Annotated in this window: 14 protein-coding genes and 1 riboswitch; of the genes, 6 read left to right on the top strand and 8 right to left on the bottom strand. The window is 67.4% G+C overall.

The genetic code is table 11. The features are described from left to right. Positions 1-49: 49 nt before the first annotated feature. The 3 genes from trhA to AC13GF_RS12005 all read right to left on the bottom strand — a co-directional run bounded on the left by trhA (position 50) and on the right by AC13GF_RS12005 (position 3,456). Entirely contained in the window at positions 50-688 is a 639-nt protein-coding gene (trhA, locus tag AC13GF_RS12015) for a PAQR family membrane homeostasis protein TrhA (protein WP_126929310.1), read from the bottom strand. 212 nt (positions 689-900) lie between these two features. Beyond that, entirely contained in the window at positions 901-2,505 is a 1,605-nt protein-coding gene (locus AC13GF_RS12010; protein WP_126929311.1) for a peptide chain release factor 3, read from the bottom strand. Between the two features lie 66 nt (positions 2,506-2,571). Next, positions 2,572-3,456: a M23 family metallopeptidase gene (locus AC13GF_RS12005; protein WP_483004755.1), complete on the bottom strand. Its 885-nt coding sequence runs from the start codon at positions 3,454-3,456 to the stop codon at positions 2,572-2,574. 148 nt (positions 3,457-3,604) lie between these two features. Next, positions 3,605-3,723, top strand: a riboswitch (SAM riboswitch). 77 nt (positions 3,724-3,800) lie between these two features. Between AC13GF_RS12005 and metX the strand changes: the two genes are divergently transcribed. The 3 genes from metX to AC13GF_RS11990 are packed head-to-tail and all read left to right on the top strand — an operon-like array spanning position 3,801 to position 7,128. Then, entirely contained in the window at positions 3,801-4,832 is a 1,032-nt protein-coding gene (gene metX / locus AC13GF_RS12000; RefSeq protein WP_483004754.1) for a homoserine O-succinyltransferase MetX, read from the top strand. Further along, positions 4,829-6,064, top strand: a complete 1,236-nt coding sequence (locus AC13GF_RS11995; protein WP_483004753.1) for an O-succinylhomoserine (thiol)-lyase — start codon at positions 4,829-4,831, stop codon at positions 6,062-6,064. The genes metX and AC13GF_RS11995 overlap by 4 nt, the downstream gene beginning before the upstream one ends. Further along, positions 6,061-7,128, top strand: a complete 1,068-nt coding sequence (locus AC13GF_RS11990; RefSeq protein ID WP_483004752.1) for a homoserine dehydrogenase family protein — start codon at positions 6,061-6,063, stop codon at positions 7,126-7,128. Before AC13GF_RS11995 ends, AC13GF_RS11990 begins: the two co-directional genes overlap by 4 nt. Before the next feature lie 55 nt (positions 7,129-7,183). Here the strand turns inward: AC13GF_RS11990 and AC13GF_RS11985 are convergent, their stop codons facing one another. Together AC13GF_RS11985 and AC13GF_RS11980 are read right to left on the bottom strand one after the other, a co-directional pair. Beyond that, the gene (locus tag AC13GF_RS11985) at positions 7,184-8,179 is read right to left on the bottom strand and encodes an alpha/beta fold hydrolase (RefSeq protein ID WP_483004751.1); all 996 of its coding nucleotides are present in this window, start codon (positions 8,177-8,179) and stop codon (positions 7,184-7,186) included. Between the two features lie 175 nt (positions 8,180-8,354). Continuing rightward, the gene (locus AC13GF_RS11980; protein WP_019338791.1) at positions 8,355-9,737 is read right to left on the bottom strand and encodes an L-serine ammonia-lyase; all 1,383 of its coding nucleotides are present in this window, start codon (positions 9,735-9,737) and stop codon (positions 8,355-8,357) included. A gap of 100 nt (positions 9,738-9,837) precedes the next feature. Between AC13GF_RS11980 and AC13GF_RS11975 the strand changes: the two genes are divergently transcribed. Then, positions 9,838-10,068 (top strand): glutaredoxin family protein, encoded by a 231-nt coding sequence (locus AC13GF_RS11975; protein WP_049447590.1) that lies wholly within the window; start codon positions 9,838-9,840, stop codon positions 10,066-10,068. A 71-nt stretch (positions 10,069-10,139) separates the two neighbouring features. Here AC13GF_RS11975 and AC13GF_RS11970 read toward each other — a convergent pair whose 3' ends face one another. From AC13GF_RS11970 to AC13GF_RS11960, 3 genes are read right to left on the bottom strand one after another with little or no spacing between them, the layout of a single operon-like run. Then, positions 10,140-10,712: a YceI family protein gene (locus AC13GF_RS11970; protein WP_483004750.1), complete on the bottom strand. Its 573-nt coding sequence runs from the start codon at positions 10,710-10,712 to the stop codon at positions 10,140-10,142. Positions 10,713-10,715: 3 nt separating this feature from the next. Next, on the bottom strand, positions 10,716-11,288 hold the full coding sequence (locus AC13GF_RS11965) for a cytochrome b (RefSeq protein ID WP_010482755.1): 573 nt from the start codon (positions 11,286-11,288) through the stop codon (positions 10,716-10,718). A gap of 10 nt (positions 11,289-11,298) precedes the next feature. After that, the gene (locus tag AC13GF_RS11960; protein ID WP_010482756.1) at positions 11,299-11,931 is read right to left on the bottom strand and encodes a YceI family protein; all 633 of its coding nucleotides are present in this window, start codon (positions 11,929-11,931) and stop codon (positions 11,299-11,301) included. A 165-nt stretch (positions 11,932-12,096) separates the two neighbouring features. Between AC13GF_RS11960 and AC13GF_RS11955 the strand changes: the two genes are divergently transcribed. Beyond that, on the top strand, positions 12,097-15,642 hold the full coding sequence (locus AC13GF_RS11955) for a hybrid sensor histidine kinase/response regulator (protein ID WP_483004749.1): 3,546 nt from the start codon (positions 12,097-12,099) through the stop codon (positions 15,640-15,642). A 96-nt stretch (positions 15,643-15,738) separates the two neighbouring features. Further along, positions 15,739-19,266, top strand: coding sequence for a hybrid sensor histidine kinase/response regulator (locus AC13GF_RS11950; RefSeq protein ID WP_483004748.1), 3,528 nt, complete (start codon positions 15,739-15,741; stop codon positions 19,264-19,266). Positions 19,267-19,474 lie beyond the last annotated feature (208 nt).

The raw sequence follows: 19,474 nt of genomic DNA, 5'->3' as shown, positions 1-19,474 counted from the left end.
GCGAAGCGTCCATGTGCGTGGTGTGCACACGCCGCGTTCGAGCGGCCGTTTACAGCACCTGCATGGTGACCGCGACGAAGTGGCAGACGCTGCCGCCGATCACGAACAGGTGCCAGATGGCATGCGAGTACGGGATCGATTCACGGTGGTAGAAGTAGGTCCCCAGCGTGTACGACAGGCCGCCGGCGAACAGCCAGGTGAGGGTGCTGCCGTCGATCGAGGCCCACATCGGCTTGATCGCCACGACCACCAGCCAGCCCATGGCGATGTAGATCACCGTTGAGAGCACCTTGAAGCGGCCGGTGTAGAACAGCTTGAACACCACGCCGCCCAGCGCCAGCGCCCAGATCGCGGTGAACAGGCCCCAGCCCCACGGGCCGCGCAGGCCGATCAGGGTGAACGGTGTATAGGTGCCTGCAATCAGCACATAGATCGCGCAGTGGTCGAACACCTTCAACCGGCCCTTGGCGACCGGATGCTGGATGGCGTGGTACAGCGTGGAGGCGGTGTACAGCAGCAACAGCGCGATACCGAATACGATCGCACTGGCCAGCTGCCAGCCGTCGCCGTAGATCGCCGCCAGGGTGATCAACACCGCGCTGGCTGCCAGCGCGAATACCGCGCCCAGGCCATGGGTCAGGGCGCTGGCGATTTCTTCACGGATCGAAGCAATGGACGTCGTGGACATGGGCATGGGCATCGTTCACGGGGAGGGGGACCCGCGTCCCCCTATCATCGCCGCGATGGCCGTCGTGTGCACGCCCGTCACCGTATGGTGAGTGAATCCCTGCGTTGCGCCGATGAACCGGTGATCGGTAGATCCACGCCATGCGTGGATGAAGCCCCGGCAGCGCTGGGGTCAGAGCCCTTTCCTGCGGAAAGGGATCCGACCCTTGGGCATCAGCCTGCCGAAACGGTATGCGCCGCTTCGCGGGTGGCCGAGAAACGCACGTCCGGCGAGCGTTCCTGCGCCAGCTGCAGGTTGACCCGGGTCGGTGCCAGGTAGACCAGGTGTCCAGCCGCATCCAGTGCCAGGTTCAGCGCGTTCTTCTCGCGGAACTCTTCCAGCTTCTTCTCGTTGCTGCAGTGGACCCAACGCGCGGTGCTGACGCTGACCTGCTCGAAGGTGGCTTCCACGCCGTACTCGTCCTTCAGGCGGTAGGCGGCCACGTCGAACTGCAGCACACCCACCGCACCCAGAATCAGGTCGTTGCTGGTCAGCGGGCGGAAGAACTGGGTCGCACCTTCTTCGGACAGCTGGGCCAGGCCCTTCTGCAGCTGCTTGAGCTTGAGCGGATCACGCAGGCGTGCGCGACGGAACAGTTCCGGCGCGAAGTTGGGGATGCCGGTGAAGGTGACCGCTTCGCCTTCGGTGAAGGTATCGCCGATGGAGATGGTGCCGTGGTTGTGGATGCCGATCACATCACCCGGCCACGCTTCAGCCGCGATCTCACGGTCGCTGGCCATGAAGGTCAGCGCGTTGGCCAGCTTCATTTCCTTGCCGGTGCGCACGTGGAAGGTCTTCATGCCAGCGCTGAAGCGGCCCGAGCAGACCCGCATGAACGCCACGCGGTCACGGTGCTGCGGGTCCATGTTGGCCTGGATCTTGAACACGAAGCCGGTCAGCTTGTTCTCTTCCGGTGCGATCTCGCGGCCGGTGGTGGAACGTGCCTGCGGCGACGGGGCATGCTCGACGAAGAAGTCCAGCAGCGGCTGCACGCCGAAGTTGTTCACGCCCGAGCCGAAGAACACCGGGGTCTGCTTGCCGGCGCGGTAGGCGTCCAGGTCGAACGGATGGCTGGCGCCCTGCACCAGTTCCAGTTCGTCGCGCAGGTCGGCCAGCATCTGCGCACCGATCTTCTCGGCCAGGCCGGGGGCATCGATGGACGGGAAGATGGTCGAGTCCTGGCGGGTGAAGTTGCGGCCCGGTTCGTACAGGTGCACTTCGCCGGTCAGCAGATGCACCACGCCCTTCAGGCGCTGGCCCATGCCGATCGGCCAGGTGACCGGCGCGCACTGGATGCCGAGCACGGTTTCCACTTCATCCAGCAGTTCGATCGGGTCCTTGCCCTCGCGGTCGAGCTTGTTGATGAAGGTCATGATCGGGGTGTCGCGCAGGCGGCACACTTCCATCAGCTTGATGGTGCGCTCTTCCACGCCCTTGGCCACGTCGATCACCATCAGCGCCGAGTCCACTGCGGTCAGCACGCGGTAGGTGTCCTCGCCGAAGTCGGCGTGGCCGGGGGTGTCGAGCAGGTTGACGATCTTGCCTTCATACGGGAACTGCATCACCGAGGAGGTGACGGAGATGCCGCGCTCCTTTTCCAGCGCCATCCAGTCGGAGGTGGCGTGGCGGGCAGCCTTGCGGCCCTTGACCGAGCCGGCCATCTGGATCGCGCCTCCGAACAGCAGCAGCTTTTCGGTCAGCGTGGTCTTGCCGGCGTCAGGGTGGGAAATGATGGCGAAGGTGCGGCGACGCGACGCTTCGTTGGCGACTTCGGACATGGCAGTGGCGCCCGCCCGGGGCGCTTTTCAAAGAGATAAGCGCCCGATTATACCGGCCGGGGCCGGTCAGCGCCCGATGCCGCCCCCGGCCTCGCCCTGGCGGGCGAACTGCAGCTGGCCCTGCTCGGCAAAGATGCGCACCGGCACCGAGCGCAGGCCCATGCCACGGTTGACCTGCACCACGAAGTGCAGGTGCGGCGCGCTGCTGAAGCCACTGTTGCCGGACAGTCCGATCGGCTGCCCGGCGCCCACCGCCTGGCCACGACGCACGCGCATGCCGCCGGCCTGCAGGTGGCCGTACAGGGCCATGCTGCCGTCGCTGTGCAGCACGCGGATGAAGTTGGCGCGGCCACCATCACGTTCGCGGTCCTGGCCGTTGCCACGGAAGCCATCCTGGATCTGCATCACTGTGCCCTCGCGCGCGGCCAGCACCAGCGTGCCCTCCGGCAGTGCGAAGTCGACCGCGTCGCGGTTCTCCTCGTCATCGTGGCTGAACCGGCCCTGCGGCGCCTGGTCCACGCGCGGACGGGCCGCATCGAACGGCAGGCGATAGGCGACATCCTCGGCCTGTGCGGCCGGATTGCCTGGTACCGACTGCAGGCGCAGATCCAGCGTGCGGCCATCGAGCGGGGCGGGCAGGTGGCCGACCACCAGGCTGCTGTCGCCCTGGATCAGCGATTGCACCGGCAGCCCTTCGACCGGATGGCCGGGGGCGGCGCGCAGCTCGATCTGCAGCGGTCCTGCCAGCCCATTGTCGATCCGGGCCTGCCATTGCGTGCCGACCGGCTGCAGGCGCAGCTGGGCCATGGGGGCGGCGCCCTCGGTACTGCCTGCGCGGGCGGTGGGGGCGGAGGAGGGAACCAATCCCCAGCCCTGGCGCCAGTCGTCGGCATGTGCAGTCGCGCTCGCCAGCAGAGCCAACAGCAGGCAGGACAGGGGCAGGCGCGGCATCGACGTTTCCAGCGAGAGGACCGCCGGGACTGTACCCGATCCTGAACGAGGCGACCGGGACAGTCCTCGCAGAGTGGACCTGAAAAATATTCATCGCTTTATCCGCATGAAGGGATTGACAGTGCCAGAAAGGGCTGGCATCGTGGCCCCACCATCGAGACCGGCAGAGGGACAGGCCCTTTGAAGCCGGGGCAGCCCGCGGATGCGAAAGCGTCTGCGTAGGTGCCAAATCCTGCGGGGACCGTGGCGTCCACCGAAAGATGGTTCGAACCATGCACCACACGTGCATCTCGAACGCGGGCCCCGCGAAGGCTCGATGGCCGATTCCCCAACCGGATCCCGCCATGAGCTTCGCCGCCAGTACCGCCATTCGCCCCGAACCCTTTGTCCCCGTCAGCGTGCCGGTCGAAGACCGTGTGCATGCCGAGCGCGGTGAGTTCGCCGCGGTGCTGTCGATGCGTCACGCCGGCCCCAGCCCGGTGCGCCTGCGCTATGAGTGGGTCGGCCCGGCCACTGCGCCGGTGGTGGTGCTGGCCGGTGGCATCTCTGCCCATCGCCATGTGGCGTCCAACGCGCAGTTCAGCGAGAAGGGCTGGGCCGAAGACCTGGTGGGCAGCGGCCGCGCGCTGGATCCGCAGCAGCTGCGCGTGCTGGCCTTCGATTTCATCGGTGCCGACGGTGCATTGGACGTGCCGATCGATACCGCCGACCAGGCCGATGCCTTGGCGCTGCTGCTGGACCATCTCGGTATCCGCGCACTGAAGGCCTTCGTGGGTTACTCCTACGGCGCATTGGTCGGGCAGCAGTTCGCGATCCGGCATCGTGCCCGCGTGCGCCAGCTGGTGCTGGCCAGCGGTGCGCATCGCCCGCACCCGTATGCCGCCGCCTGGCGCGCATTGCAGCGCCGCGCGGTCGCGCTGGGCCAGCTGCAGTGCGGTGAAGACCACGGCCTGGCCCTGGCCCGGCAGTTCGCCATGCTCAGCTACCGCACCCCGGAAGAGTTCGGCGAGCGTTTCGACGCCGCGCCGGAAGTGATCAATGGCCGCGTGCGCGTGGCTGCCGAAGACTATCTCGATGCCGCCGGTGCGCAGTACGTCGCGCGCACGCCGGTGACCGCCTACCTGCGCCTGTCCGAATCGATCGACCTGCACCGCGTCGACCCCACCGCGATCCTGCCACCGACCGTGGTGGTGGCCGTGGAGGGCGACCGCCTCGTGCCGCTGGCCGACCTGGTCGGCCTGGTCGAAGGGCTGGGCCCGCGCGGCAGCCTGCGCGTGCTGCGCTCGCCCTACGGCCACGACGCCTTCCTCAAAGAAACCGATCGCATCGACGCGATCCTTGCCACCGCCTTCCGCACTTCTGGAGAGTCCGCATGAGCCTGCACGCAAACGAGCCGTCCTGTAGTCGCACCACTGCCGCCGTCCGTGCCGGCATCGATCGGGATACCGCGCATGGCGCGGTCACGCCGCCGATCGTGCTGTCGTCGAACTTCAGCTTTGAAGGCTTCGGCAACAAGCGCCAGTACGACTACACGCGCAGTGGCAACCCGACCCGCGACCTGCTCGGCGAGGCGCTGGCGGAACTGGAGGGCGGCGCCGGTGGCGTCATCACTGCGACCGGCATGGGCGCGATCAACCTGGTGCTGAACGCGCTGCTGCAGCCGGGCGATACCCTGGTGGTGCCGCACGATGCGTACGGTGGCAGCTGGCGCCTGTTCAATGCGCTGGCGAAGAAGGGCCACTTCGAGCTGGTCACCGCCGATCTGACCGATCCGCGTGCGCTGGCCCAGGCGCTGGCCACCCAGCCGAAGCTGGTGCTGGTGGAAACGCCGTCCAACCCGCTGCTGCGCATCACCGACCTGCGCTTCGTCATCGATGCCGCGCACAAGGCCGGTGCCCTCGTGGTGGTCGACAACACGTTCCTGTCGCCGGCGCTGCAGCAGCCGCTGTCGTTCGGTGCCGACCTGGTGCTGCATTCCACCACCAAGTACATCAATGGCCACAGCGATGTGGTGGGTGGTGCGGTGGTCGCGCGCGATCCGGCACTGCACGAGCAGCTGGTGTGGTGGGGTAACGCGCTGGGCCTGACCGGTTCCCCGTTCGATGCCTTCCTGACCCTGCGCGGCCTGCGCACGCTGGATGCGCGCCTGCGCGTGCACCAGGAAAACACTGCGTCGATCGTTGCCCTGCTGGACCAGCATCCGGCCGTCGGCACGGTGTACTACCCGGGCCTGGCCGATCATCCGGGTCATGCCATCGCCGCCCGCCAGCAGAACGGCTTCGGCGCGATGCTGTCGTTCGAACTGGCGCACTGCGCGGGTGATGATCCGCACGCGGCGGTGCGCGCGTTCGTCGACGGCCTGCGCTGTTTCACCCTGGCCGAATCGCTGGGCGGCGTCGAAAGCCTGATCGCGCATCCGGCCACCATGACCCATGCGGCGATGACCGCCGAAGCGCGTGCCGCCGCCGGCATCAGCGAAGGGCTGCTGCGCCTGTCGGTCGGCATCGAGGCCGAGCGTGACCTGCTGGCCGATCTCGGTGCCGCGCTGCAGCGCGCCGAAGCCGTGATCGATGCAGCCGCGCGCCGCAAACAGGTGGTGGACGCATGAGCGCGCTCGCCGCTGAAATTCCTGCGCTTGGCGTGGGGCGCCTGGCGCTGCTCGGCACCGGCACGGTGGGCTCGGCCTTCGTGCAGCGCTACCAGGCGTTGCAGGCACGTGGGCTGGAACTGCCCAGCGTGCAGTGGCTGGCCAACTCGCGCACTGCGCTGGCGATCGACCGCGATCTGGCGTTGCCGCTGGAACTGGCACGCCGTGCACCGCGTGATGGTCTCAGCTCGCCGCCGTGGGCCAGTGCTGAAGGGCTGGAACGGGGTGACGTAGTGGTCGATGCCACTGCCAGCGAAGATGTGGCCGCACGCCACGTGCAGTGGCTGGCGCGTGGGGTGCACGTGGTCACCGCCAACAAGCTGGGCCGCGGTGCGCAGCTGGCACGCGCCACGGCCATCGCCGAGAGCTGTGCAGACAGTGGTGCGCGCTATGGCGACAGTGCCACCGTCGGTGCCGGCCTGCCGTTGTTGAGCAGCCTGCGCGCGCTGGTGGCCGGTGGCGACCACATCCATGCCATCGAGGGCGTGCTGTCCGGTTCGCTGGCGTGGCTGTTCCATCGCTATGACGGCCAGTCGCCGTTCTCGGCCGCAGTGCGCGAAGCGTTGGCGGCCGGCTACACCGAGCCGGATCCGCGACTGGACCTGTCCGGCGAGGACGTGCGCCGCAAGCTGCTGATCCTGGCCCGCAGCAGCGGGCTGGCGCTGGATGCTTCGCAGGTGCAGGTGGATTCACTGGTGCCTGAAGCGCTGGCAGCGTTGCCGCTGGAGGATGCGGTGGCGGCGCTCGAGCAGCTGGATGCGCCGTTGCAGGCGCGCTGGCAGCAGGCGCATGACAATGGCCGTGTGCTGCGTTTCGTTGGCCGTGTTGATGGCGAGGGTGCGCAGGTGGGCCTGCGCGAGTTGCCGGCCGATCACCCGTTGGCGCAGGGCGCGGGCACTGACAACCGCGTGGCCATCCACAGTGATCGCTATCAGCGCCAGCCGTTGTTGATCCAGGGCCCGGGCGCGGGCGCGGAAGTCACTGCCGCCGCGTTGCTGGATGACGTGTTGCGCATCGTCGGCTGATCGCATCGTTCCTGTAAGCCGGGATCATGCTCGGCTTACAGGGCGCGTCTGCCGGTCAGCGGGACTTCAACGCCTTCAACAAGGCGCTGTTGAACTGCTTCGGGTCCTGCACCTGCGGCGAATGGCCCAGTTCGGCGAACTCGATCAGCGTCGCGCCGGGAATCGCCGCGGCTGCCGCCTTGCCGAGCACCGGATAGTTGCCCAGCGTCGCCTTCACCGCTGGTGGCGCCAGGTCGCGACCGATCGCGGTGCGGTCCTTCTGGCCGATGAACAGCGTGGTCGGCACCTGCAGGTTCTTCAGTTCGTAGACCACCGGCTGGTTGAACACCATGTCCGAGGCCAGCGCCTGGCTCCATGCAACGGTCTGCTTGCCGGGGCCTTCGTACATGCCCGACTGCATCCGCGCCCACGGTTCATACGCCGGCTTCCATTTGCCGTCGTAGTACACGTCCAGCTGGTAGCGGCGGATGCTGTCATAGCTGATGTTCATTTCGCCGGCGTACCACGCGTCCACGCTGCGCCAGGGAACACCCAGCGCCTTCCAATCCTCCAGCCCGATCGGGTTGACCAGTGACAGGCTGCGCAGGTCCTGCGGGAACATCAGCGCGTAGCGCACCGCCAGCATGCCGCCCATCGAATGACCGATCAGGTGCACCGGGACATCACCCAGTTGCAGCTGTTGCAGCAGGGCATGGGTGTTGGCGGCCAGCTGCGCGAACGAATACTGGTACCGCTCGGGCTTGCTGGATTTGCAGAAGCCCACCTGGTCCGGGGCGATCACCCGATAGCCGGCGGCAACGAGCGGCTTGATCGATTCCTTCCAGGTGGCCGCACAGAAATTCTTGCCGTGCAGCAGCACCACCACGCCGATGGGTGCCTTCTTCGGCGCGATGTCGAGGTAGGCCATTTCCAGCGGCTGTCGCTGCGATTCCAGCGCGAAGGTCTTCACTGGATAGCCGTAGTCGAAACCCTCCAGCCGCGGCCCGTAAGTGGGTGCGGCCAGCGCAGGCAGTGGAAGGCAGGCAAGCAGGGCGGCAGCGATCACGCGCATGGGGCAGTCCGGGGCGAGGGAGCCCCGAGCCTAACCGGAACGCGGTGACGGTGTCGTCCGGCCGGCCAGGGACAACGGGGTAGAGTCGACTGTCAGTCGACTGCTCTTCGATCAGACCGCGAAAATCCCGCGCTGCGCGCGATAGTCGACCAACGGTCGACTCTACCCAGGGCCATCAGCACTCGATGACGTTCACCGCCAGGCCACCGCGGCTGGTTTCCTTGTACTTGTCCTGCATGTCGCGGCCGGTATCGCGCATGGTCTTGATCACCTTGTCCAGCGACACTTTGTGCTTGCCGTCGCCACGCATCGCCATGCGCGAGGCGTTGATCGCCTTCACCGCGCCCATCGCATTGCGTTCGATGCAGGGGATCTGCACCAGGCCACCGATCGGGTCACAGGTCAGGCCGAGGTTGTGTTCCATGCCGATTTCCGCGGCATTCTCGATCTGGCTCGGGTTGCCACCCAGTGCTGCGACCAGGCCACCGGCCGCCATCGAGCAGGCCACGCCCACTTCGCCCTGGCAGCCCACTTCGGCGCCGGAGATCGAGGCGTTTTCCTTGTACAGGATGCCGATCGCCGCCGAGGTCAGCAGGAAGTCGAACACGCGCTGCTCGTTGGCACCGGGGCAGAAGCGGTCGAAGTAATGCAGTACCGCGGGCAATACGCCGGCGGCGCCATTGGTCGGCGCCGTCACCACGCGGCCACCGGCGGCGTTCTCCTCGTTCACCGCCAGTGCGTACAGGTTGACCCAGTCCAGCGTGGTCAGCGGGTCGCGCATCGCCGCTTCCGGCTTCGACGACAGCTCGCGGTACAGCGCCGGTGCACGACGGCCAACCTTCAGGCCACCCGGCAGCACGCCTTCCTCACGGATGCCGCGCGTCACGCACGATTGCATCGCACTCCAGATCTCGCGCAGCTGCGCGCGGATCTCGTCCTCGCTGCGCCAGCACTTCTCGTTCTCGAACATCAGCTGGGCAATGCTCAGGCCGCTGCGCGCGGTCTGCGCCAGCAGCTCGTCTCCGCTCTTGAACGGGTAGGGCAGCGGGGTCTCGTCGGGCACGATACGGTCATCGGCCGCATCGTCCTGGTTGACCACGAAGCCGCCACCTACCGAGTAGTAATCGCGGGTGGCGATCACTTCGTCCTCGGCGTTGTACGCGGTGAATCGCATGCCGTTGGTGTGGTACGGCAGCTTCTGGCGCTTGTTCATGCCGAGGTCGCGCTTCTCGTCGAAGGCGATCTCGTGCTGGCCCATCAGCTGGATGCGCTTGCTGCTGCGGATGCGCTCCAGGGTGGCCGGGATGATGTCCGGGTCGATCAGGTTCGGCCGTTGCCCTTCCAGGCCCAGCAGGATCGCCTTGTCGGTGCCATGGCCACGGCCGGTCAAGGCCAGCGAACCGTAGACATCGGCACGGATGCGCGCGACCTCGTGCAGGCGGCCCGGGTCGAGCAGCCAGCGGTGGATGAATCGCTCGGCGGCCTTCATCGGCCCGACGGTGTGCGAGGAGCTCGGGCCAATGCCGATCTTGAAAACGTCGAACGTGCTGACAGCCATGGTTGCCGTACTGCGGGTACCGGAAGAGACCGCTATTCTAGCGGTTCACGCCGCACTTCCATGGCTGCGGCGCAGCATTTCCGCCAAGGGGACCCAGCCAGTGTTGACTCTGTTCCAGCGTGACGACTGCCACCTGTGCGACATGGCCCTGGCCGAGCTGGCCAAGGCCAGGGCGCCGGAGTTCGAATCGGTGTTCCTGGATGACCAGCCGGCGCTGGAATCGCGCTATGGCGCGCGGGTGCCGGTGCTGCGCGACGAGCGCGGCGACCGTGAGCTGGACTGGCCGTTCGACGCGGCCACGGTTCAGGCCTGGCTGGCCGTCGATCGGTAGTGCCGGCCGCTGGCCGGCAGCCCCGCCATGCCCGGTGATGCCGGCCAGCGGCCGGCACTACCAGACGCGGTTTATTTCGCGTCGAACTTCACGATGGTGCTGATCGCGGTTTCGTCCGGGATGGTCTTGGTGTCGGCCCAGTCACCGCTGCCGACGCCGAAGTCCAGGCGCTTGACCGTGGCCTTGCCGGTCAGCACCGGCTGGGTGCCCGGCTTCCAGGTGAAGGTCAGCGTGACCGGCTTGCTGACGCCGCGCAGTTCCAGCGTGCCGTCGGCGGCGAACTGGTCGTTGCCCACCGCACGGAAGCCCTTGGCGGTGTAACGCGCGGTGGCGAACTTGCCGACGTTGAAGAAATCGGCGGTCTGCAGGGTCGAGTCGCGGTCGCTGTTGCCACTCTTGGCACCGGCCAGCGGAATCACCACGTCCAGCGAACCGGCGGCCGGGTTGGCCGGGTCGAAGCTGAGCTTGGTGGCGAAGCCCGGGAAGCTGCCGGTGAACACTTCACCGTCGTACTTGGTCGCGAACACCAGGACCGAACCGGCGCCGGGAGCCTGCGCGTAGTCGGCGGCGAGCACCGGGGCGGTGGCCAGCATGCCGGCCAGGGCGGCGGCCACGGCGGCCGGAGTGGTCAATTTCAGGTTCATCGGTCAGTCCTTCTGAGGGGAGGTGAGCCAGCCACGCGGCAACATGCGGGACAAGGTCGCATCGCGCTGGAACAGGTGGTGGTAGAAGGCGGCACCGGCATGGGCCAGCACCACCGCGATCAACAGCCAGAAGCCGTATTCGTGAATGGCATGGGACACCGCAACGACCTGCGGGTCCGGGCCGCTCAGCTTGGGCACGTCAACCAGGCCGAACCAGCGGAACGGGCGCAGGCCGCTGGCCGAGTCGTACAGCCAGCCCGACAGCGGGATGGCAAACATCAGCACGTAGAGCAGCACATGGGTGGCACTGGCGATGCGTTCCTGCCAGCTGGGCACGCCCGGCACCGGCTTGGGGGCACCGGCATACAGGCGCCAGCCGAGGCGGAACAGCACGAGCGCCAGCACGGTGATGCCGATCGACTTGTGCGCGGTATAGACCCAGAAATACTTGGGGGTCTTGGGCAGTTCACCCATGGTCAGGCCGACCACGCCCAGGGCGAGGATCAGCAATGCGATCAACCAATGCAGGATCTGGCTGACACTCCCCCAGGCGGCGGGGGTGTTCTTGGCGGTCATGAAGGGTCCTCTAGGGGGCCGTCTTGGGGTCGGAGTGTGGAACGGGAGCGGGAGTTCCCGGGGCGTCGCTGCGGTCGAGGGTGGCTTCAGCCTCGATCCTCAGCTGTACTGCATCACCGATGACGCCCGGCCAGGCGGTGATGCCGAACGCGCGCCGGCTCAGCGTGGTGCTGGCGGAAAAACCGGCGGTGCGTCGGAACGGGGGGAGGGGGTAGCGCTTGATGGCGTTGAGGGTCACGTCCAGCGTGATCTCCTGGCTGACCCCGCGCAGGGTCAGGGTGCCGATCACGTGGGCGCGCCTGGCATCGATCGGTTCGACCCGGCTGGAGACGAAATGTGCCTTCGGGAAACGCTCGCCATCCAGAAGGCTGCGGGCCAGCGTGGCCTGGTTCCATTTGGCATCACCAAGGTCCAATCGCGACACGGGGACCTCGACATCCAGTGTGGCCTCGCGCCAGTTGTCGGGATCGAACTGCAGGCGGCCCTCACTGCCGGAGACCGTACCCATCGCCTGCGAGTAACCCGCGTGGTCGATGGTGAACAGCACACGCGTATGCACCGGATCGAGGCGATAGGTATCTGCATCCGCCCAGGCGGGGGCGGTGGCGAGCAGCATCGGCAGCAGGGCCAGGCAGGGACGCATCGATGGCGGGCTCCGGAAGGGGGACGTTGCGATCATACGCACAGCCCCCTGCCAACGTTGCGTGCATGGCTGCAACAGTTCGTGGTGGGTCCACCGGTGGAAACAGGCTGTTGCAGCCATGAACCCGGCCCTGTGTGACAATCGGGACAGGACAGGGGGTTCAGGATGACGAGCGGTTGGCGCCGGTGGTGCCGAGGCATCGCGGGAATGGGGCTGCTGCTGATGGCGTTCGCCACGGCGGCCACGGCCCTGGACATGGCGGAAACACCGCGCCTGCGCCGTTTCGGTGCCGCCGAAGGCATGCCCTCGCGCATGGTGCTGGCGCTGGCCGAGGACCGCCAGGGCCATATCTGGGCTGCCACCGATGGTGGCCTGGTGCGCTATGACGGCGGCAACCTGCGGGTCTGGGAACATGATCCGGAGCAGCCGGGCTCGCTGCCCGGCAACGAGATCGAGACCCTGCTGGTCGATCCCCTGGACCGTGTCTGGGTCGGCATCAATGGCAAGGGCGTGGCCCGGCTGGATGCCGACCGCGAACGCTTCAAGACCTTCGATGCGGTCAACGGCCCCTGCATGAGCCAGTTCTGGACGCTGGCCTACGCCGAGGATGCACTGTGGATCGGCACCAGTGGCCATGGCGTCTGCCGTTTCGGTGAAGACGGCAGCCTGCGCTTCTTCGAGCATGATCCGGCCCGTCCTGGCGGGTTGCCCAGCAATACCATCTACAGCAGCCTGGTGGATGCGCAGGGACGCCTGTGGATCGGCACCGAGGCGGGCATTGCGCGCTGGAACGGGACTGGATTCGAGGCTGTCGCACCGCGCGAACTGGGGGCGCTGAGCGTGTTGCGCCTGAGCCGCGACCCCGATGGCTCGATCTGGGCCGGCAGCCAGAACGACGGCCTCTACCGTATCGACGCGCAGGATCGGGTCAGCCGTCCGCGCTGGGCCGACAGTGCACGCCTGCGTTCGGCACTGGTGCTGGCCGATCGCCAGGGCGGTTACTGGGCGGGCACCTCCGATGGCCTGTTGCGCGGAGATGCCAGCATGCTGCGACGGCTGGACGGCGACCGCGGCAGTGGTTTCCTCACTGCCCAGAGTGGTGTGCTCGATCTGATGCAGGACCATGAGGGCGGATTGTGGGTGGCGCTGCTGACCCAGGGCCTGGCCTACCTGCCGCCGGACTGGCGCCGGTTTTCGATCTGGAACCAGCTTGACGGCAAGCCGCTGGACAGCCAGTACCTGTTGAGTGCAGCCAGTGATGGCCAGAATTACTACGTCGGCTCGGCGCATGGCGTGTACCAGCTGGACGCACAAGGAGCGCTGAAGTTGTTGGCCAGCGATCGCGAGATCGGCAGCGGGGCGGTGTGGTCGGTGCTGCCGCGGCCGGACGGGCGCCTGTGGCTGGGGCGTGCCGGCCGCATCAGCGTGTACGACCCGGCCACCCGCGCGCTGCACGATTGGCATATCGATGGGGGGGCCGACCTGCGCCAGCGCATCGATCTGATGCGGCAGGCCCCCGATGGCACGGTCTGGCTGTCGGTGATGAACCTGGGCCTGCAGCAGCGCAGCGCCGATGGCCGCGTGCTGCGCAGTTTCCCGCTGGAGGACCTCCGCAAGACGGCCGATTCACCGGTTGAGCAGATCCGCTTTGATGCCCAGGGTAAGGCCTGGGTGATGGGCGACATGGGGATCTGGCGTGAACAGGCTGGGCGCTTCGAAGCGGTGCCGGGTGTCTCGCGCGGGCTGATCTACGATCTGGTGTGGGTGGATCCGCAGCAGCTGTGGCTGGCCCGGCAGGGGGCGCTCGAGCGCTACCAGTGGGATGGCATGAGCCTGCGCCTGATCCAGCGCATCGACGGCAGTGCCGGCGTGCCGTCGGTGAGCATGGGAGGACTGGCGTTGGCCGAAGACGGCCGCCTGTGGGCGACCACGCCACGTGGCCTGCTGCGGTGGGACCCGAAGGCGCGCCGCCTGCAGCAGTTCAACGAACGCGATGGCCTGCCCGACGCCGAGTTCACCAGCCGGCCGCTGGCGGTGAATGCCGATGGTCGCGTGCTCGCGGTGGCCCAGACCGGCCTGGTGGTGTTCGACGTGAACGCTGCCGATGCCGTGTTGCCGCCGTCGTCGCTGGTGATCGCCGAGGTCCGCGTGCGGCGCGATGATGCCCGTGGCTGGCAACCGCTGCCGACCACCGGCACGCTGCTGCTGGGGCCGGATGATCGTGATCTGCAGATCGATGCGCGACTGCTTTCCTATGCCAATCCGCAGGGCAACCGTTACCGCTTCCGGGTGCAGGGCTACGACCAGAACTGGGTGGAGCAGGGCGGTGACGGCCAGCGCACGTTGTCGCGGCTGCCGACCGGCAGCTACGTCATTGAAGTCCAGGCGGCAACGGCCAGTGGTGCGTGGACACCTTCGCAGCAGCTGCAGGTGAAGGTGTTGCCACCCTGGTGGCGCAGCGGCATGGCGATCTTCGGCTACCTGCTGATCGGCTCACTGCTGCTGCTTATCCTGGTGTGGTCGATCCGTGCGCGCCTGCGCCGCCGCCAGCAATGGCAGTTGACCGTGCACAAGCAGCAGCTGGCAGAGCAGGCCTCACAGGCCAAGAGCCGGTTCCTGGCCACGCTGGGCCATGAGGTGCGTACGCCGATGACCGGTGTGCTCGGCATGAGCGAACTGCTGCTGGCCACCCCGCTGGATGCGGTGCAGCGCAGCTATGCAGGCTCGATCCAGCAGGCTGGCAGCCACCTGCTGCGGCTGGTCAATGACGCGCTGGACCTGGCCCGCATCGAGGCCGGCCGGCTGGAGCTGGACCTGCGCCCGTTCGATCTGGCCGGCCTGCTCGACCAGGTGCAGGCGTTGATGCAGCCGATGGCGAAGCAGCGCAATCTGGAGTTCCAGCGTGGAAGCGATCCGTCGGGGCCGATCAGCGTCAGCGGCGACGAGATGCGCGTGCGGCAGATCCTGCTGAATCTTCTCGGCAATGCAATCAAGTTCACCGAGCGTGGGCACGTCGGCCTGGCCGTGCGGCTGGAGGAGAACGGCGGCGGCCTCTGCTTCGAAGTGCATGACACCGGCCCGGGCATCAACGCCGAGCAGCAGGACCGCCTGTTCCATCGCTTCGAACAGGCGGACGGCCCGCGCACCGCGTCGCGCTATGGCGGCAGTGGGCTGGGCCTGGCGATCTGCCAGGAGCTGGCCGTGGCCATGAACGGACGCATCGAAGTGGACAGCCAGCCGGGCAAGGGGGCGCGCTTCCGGGTGTGGTTGCCGCTGCCCTGGATCCGGCAGGCCGCCAATGCGCCGGGCGAATCGCCGGTGCTGCCGATGCTGCCGCCGCTGCGCATCCTGCTGGTGGAGGATGACGCGACCGTGGCCGAGGTCATCGCTGGCCTGCTGCGTGGCCGTGGCCACGACGTGGTGCATGTGCTGCATGGCCTGGGCGCGCTTTCGGAGATCGCCACCGATGGCTTTGACGTGGGCCTGCTCGATCTCGATCTGCCGGCACTGGACGGCACCGCCATCGCCCGGCAGCTGCGCACCATGGGCTATGAACTACCGCTGGTGGCGGTCACCGCGCGCTCCGATGCCTACGCCGAGACCCAGGTCCTGGCGGCCGGGTTCGATGGCTTCCTGCGCAAGCCGGTGACCGGTGACATGCTGGTGACTGCCATTGCCCAGGCACGCGCAAAACGACAAACCGCCCTTTGAATGCGCCGGCGCCGGGCGTGAACGGCGCGACTTTCGGTTTACCATGCCGACGCCCGTAGTGCGGGAATTATCAGAAGCAGCGTGAGGAGGCAATCGGTGGTGTATCTGCGGGCGGCGATGCTGCTGCTGGTCCTCCTGTGCTGCCTGTCGCCCGCCGCGGCGCAGCCGGTGCCGCCGAGCCCGCGCCAGGTGACGGTGTTCGACGGCTTGCCGTCCAATACCGTGAACCGCATGGCCGAGGATCGTTACGGTTACCTCTGGATCGCCACCAACGACGGCCTGGCCCGCTACGACGGGCGCAACTACCGGATCTGGCGTTCGGAAGATGGCCTGCGCGACAACCGCATCTGGACGGTGCTGGTCGATGCCCGCAACCAGCTCTGGATCGGCACCGAGAACGCCGGTCTGGTACGGATGTCGGCCGATCGCCGCCAGCTGCATTTCTACGACCGCAGCAGCCAGCCGTTGATGGGCACCAACACGGTCTGGAGCCTGGCCACCACGCCGGATGGTTCAGTCTGGTTCGGCACCCACGAAGGTGGCCTGTACCGCCTGGACAACCAGGACCGGCTGCAGCGCTTCCTGCCTGAAGCGAACAACCCGCGCAGCCTGCCGGCCGCATCGGTACCGTACCTGGCAACCCTGGCCGATGGCAGCCTGTGGATCGGCACCAAGCATGGCGTCGCGCGCTGGACCGGCACGGACTTTGAACGGGTCGGTGCAGGCGTCGTTCCCAGCCTGCTGATCAATGGCCTGACGGCCGAGCCCGATGGCAGCCTTTGGATCAGCACGATGGCCGGTGCCATCGTGCGTCGCCCCGATGGTCGTTTCGAGGCACCGTCCTGGAAGCTGCCCGAAGGCGAACAGGTGCTGGGCATGATGCTGCGCGACGAGCAGGGCGGGCACTGGCTGGACACCCGCACCGGCCTTGGCCGCGCGGTCGATGGCCAGTACCAGGCCGTGCCCCTGTACAGCGCCGTGGCGCGTGGCCCGGTGCGCCCGAACTGGACCGGCGCCTACGAGGATCGCGAGGGTGGCATCTGGCTGGCCAGCACCAACGCAGGCCTGTGGCACCTGCTGCCGCGCTGGTGGCAGTTCTCGGTGCTGTCGCGGCTGGAGGACGACCCCCGCTCGCTGCGCAACGCCTTCGTGCTGGGTACCAGCCCGTCCAGCAACGGCGGCATCTGGACGGTCGGCAGCCACGGCGCGCTGGATCGCTTCGATCCGAAGACCGGCAGCATCGAACAGCACCGCACCTGGGTCAACGGCATGCACTGGCTGACCTCGGTGCGCGAGGATCGCCGCGGCCAGGTCTGGATCGGTTCCAACGACGCGCTGCTGCGCTATGACCCGAAGCGGCGTGATCTGCGCCGCTGGGGCCGGGATGCCGGCGCCGACGCGACCATGGAAGGGGTCATCGAATCGATGATGACCTGTGATGGTGACAGTCTCTGGCTGATGCTGTCGGCGGGTCTTCAGCAGCGCGATCTGGATGGGCGCCTGCGGCGCCAGCTGGACAATGGCCAGCGCGGATTGCAGCAGGGCCAGCTCAATCTCGACGTGGAGTGCGGGCCACAGGACCATATCTGGCTGGCCAGCAGCCGTGGCCTGCTGCAGTGGCTGCCGGAAAGCGAGCGTTTCCAGCCGGTGCCGGGTGCACCGGCGACCGCGATCCATGCACTGCACGTGGGAAGCGATGGCCAGGTCTGGCTGTCCGAGGATGGCCGCCTGTCGCGCTACCGCTGGAGCCAGGGCCGGCTGGAGCGGCAGGCCGTGATCGGTGCCGAGCAGGGCTACCCGGCGATCTCCGCCTCGGGACTGGTGGTCGATGCGCAGGGGGTGGCGTGGGCAACCAGTGCGCGTGGCCTGGTGCGCATCGGTGCCGATGGCCAGAGCGTGCGCCTGTATGGCGTGCATGACGGCCTGCCGAGCCAGGAATTCCGCGAGCACACGCTGGTGATGTCGGGAGACGGTCATCTGGTGGCAGGTACACCGGCCGGTGTGGTGGTGTTCGACCCGGAGCAGGTGCGGCCCTCGATGCGGCGTGCGCCGCTGGTGATCGAGCGGGTGGAGGTGCGTCGCAACGAGCAGGTGCTGGACCTGACCCACGACACGCCGTTGCAGATCGCCGATGGCGACCGCGATCTGCGCATCGTCGCGCGCCTGTTGTCGTTCGCCGATTCGGCGTCCAATACCTATCGTTACCGGTTGGCCGGCTATGACCCGGACTGGGTGGAAGTGGGGCCGGCCGGTGAGCGCCTGTTCTCGCGGCTGGCACCGGGCAGCTATCGGCTGGAAGTGCAGGCGCGGTCGGCCGACCATGTCTGGTCACGGGTGCAGAGCCTGGAATTCCGCGTGCAGCCGCCGTGGTGGCGCAGCTTGTCCGGCCTGCTGGTGTTGGCCTCGTTCGCGCTGCTGCTGACCAGCTGGTTCGCCTGGCTGTACCGTCGCCGCCTGCAGCGTCGCCACGCCTATCAGCTGGCGCTGCACAAGCAGGAACTGGCCGAACAGGCGTCGGCGGCCAAGACCCGCTTCCTGGCCAACCTTGGTCACGAGATCCGCACGCCGATGACCGGTGTGCTCGGCATGAGCGAGCTGCTGCTGTCCTCGCCACTGGATCCGCAGCAGCGCGGCTATACGCAATCGATCCGCCATGCCGGCGAGCACCTGCTGCACCTGGTCAACGATGCGCTGGACCTGGCGCGGATCGAATCGGGCCGTCTGGAATTGCAGCACAAGCCATTCGCACTTAGCAGACTGCTGCAGGACCTGGCCGCGCTGATGGGGCCGTTGGCGGCGCAGAAGGGCCTGCGTTTCACCCTCGACAACCAGCTGCCCCCCGGCCTGCAGGCCACCGGCGATGCAATGCGGGTCCGGCAGATTCTGCTGAACCTGCTCTCGAATGCGGTCAAGTTCACCAGCCGCGGCACCATCACCCTGCACGCGCGCAGCGACGCCGAGCTGCGATCGCTGCATTTCGAAGTGCGCGACACCGGCCCCGGCATCAGCCAGGAACAACAGCAGCGCCTGTTCCGTCGCTTCGAGCAGGCCGATGGTGCACGTACGGCAGCGCAGTACGGTGGCAGCGGCCTGGGCCTGGCGATCTGCCGCGAGTTGGCGCATGCGATGCAGGGGCGGATCCAGGTGGAGAGTCAGCTGGGCCGGGGTACCTGTTTCGGCGTGACCCTGCCGTTGCCGCTGGTAGTGGACAGCGATGCCGAGGCGTCTGCCGAGGGGCATCGCGATGAAGCCGCGAACATGCCACCGCTGCGGGTGCTTCTGGTCGAGGACGATGCCACCGTGGCCGACGTGGTGCGGGGGCTGCTGAGCGCACGCGGCCACGAGGTGGTGCATGCGGGCCACGCGCTGGCGGCGCTGCGCGAGATCAGTGCCGGCGATTTTGACGTTGGCCTGCTGGATCTGGACCTGCCGGGCCTGAGCGGCTTCGAACTGGCCCAGCACCTGCGCAACCAGGGCTACATGCTGCCGTTGCTGGCGGTGACCGCACGCACCGATCCGGATCTGCAGCAGCAGGTGGAAGCGGCCGGTATCGGTGGCTTCCTGCGCAAGCCGGTGACCGGGGAGCTGCTGGTGGAAGCGATCGCCAAGGCGATGGGCAGGTAGGGTTTATTGCAGGGCTTGCAGCCCTGCACCTGCTGCCCATCGGAGCAATGACAACAGCCGAATCAAAGGCTGGATTCCTGTGGGATGGCGGGGTGGGTCCGGTGGCGGGAGACGCCGTAAACCTGTGGTGGTCAAGTATTTTTGGACACTCCCAAAGGGAGTTCAGGCCACCTGCACTTCACGGAGCGCAGGTGGCACAAGGCCGTTG

This window comes from Stenotrophomonas sp. 22LJNL06-5-1, assembly GCF_056861455.1.
This window is presented reverse-complemented; position numbering and strand designations above follow the sequence as displayed.

Excerpts from the sequence above, each read along its gene's own strand:
- trhA (WP_126929310.1), bottom strand. The coding sequence starts at position 688 with ATGTCCACGACGTCCATTGCTTCGATCCGTGAAGAAATCGCCAGCGCC.
- AC13GF_RS12010 (WP_126929311.1), bottom strand. The coding sequence starts at position 2,505 with ATGTCCGAAGTCGCCAACGAAGCGTCGCGTCGCCGCACCTTCGCCATC.
- AC13GF_RS12005 (WP_483004755.1), bottom strand. The coding sequence starts at position 3,456 with ATGCCGCGCCTGCCCCTGTCCTGCCTGCTGTTGGCTCTGCTGGCGAGC.
- metX (WP_483004754.1), top strand. The coding sequence starts at position 3,801 with ATGAGCTTCGCCGCCAGTACCGCCATTCGCCCCGAACCCTTTGTCCCC.
- AC13GF_RS11995 (WP_483004753.1), top strand. The coding sequence starts at position 4,829 with ATGAGCCTGCACGCAAACGAGCCGTCCTGTAGTCGCACCACTGCCGCC.
- AC13GF_RS11990 (WP_483004752.1), top strand. The coding sequence starts at position 6,061 with ATGAGCGCGCTCGCCGCTGAAATTCCTGCGCTTGGCGTGGGGCGCCTG.
- AC13GF_RS11985 (WP_483004751.1), bottom strand. The coding sequence starts at position 8,179 with ATGCGCGTGATCGCTGCCGCCCTGCTTGCCTGCCTTCCACTGCCTGCG.
- AC13GF_RS11980 (WP_019338791.1), bottom strand. The coding sequence starts at position 9,737 with ATGGCTGTCAGCACGTTCGACGTTTTCAAGATCGGCATTGGCCCGAGC.
- AC13GF_RS11970 (WP_483004750.1), bottom strand. The coding sequence starts at position 10,712 with ATGAACCTGAAATTGACCACTCCGGCCGCCGTGGCCGCCGCCCTGGCC.
- AC13GF_RS11965 (WP_010482755.1), bottom strand. The coding sequence starts at position 11,288 with ATGACCGCCAAGAACACCCCCGCCGCCTGGGGGAGTGTCAGCCAGATC.
- AC13GF_RS11960 (WP_010482756.1), bottom strand. The coding sequence starts at position 11,931 with ATGCGTCCCTGCCTGGCCCTGCTGCCGATGCTGCTCGCCACCGCCCCC.
- AC13GF_RS11955 (WP_483004749.1), top strand. The coding sequence starts at position 12,097 with ATGACGAGCGGTTGGCGCCGGTGGTGCCGAGGCATCGCGGGAATGGGG.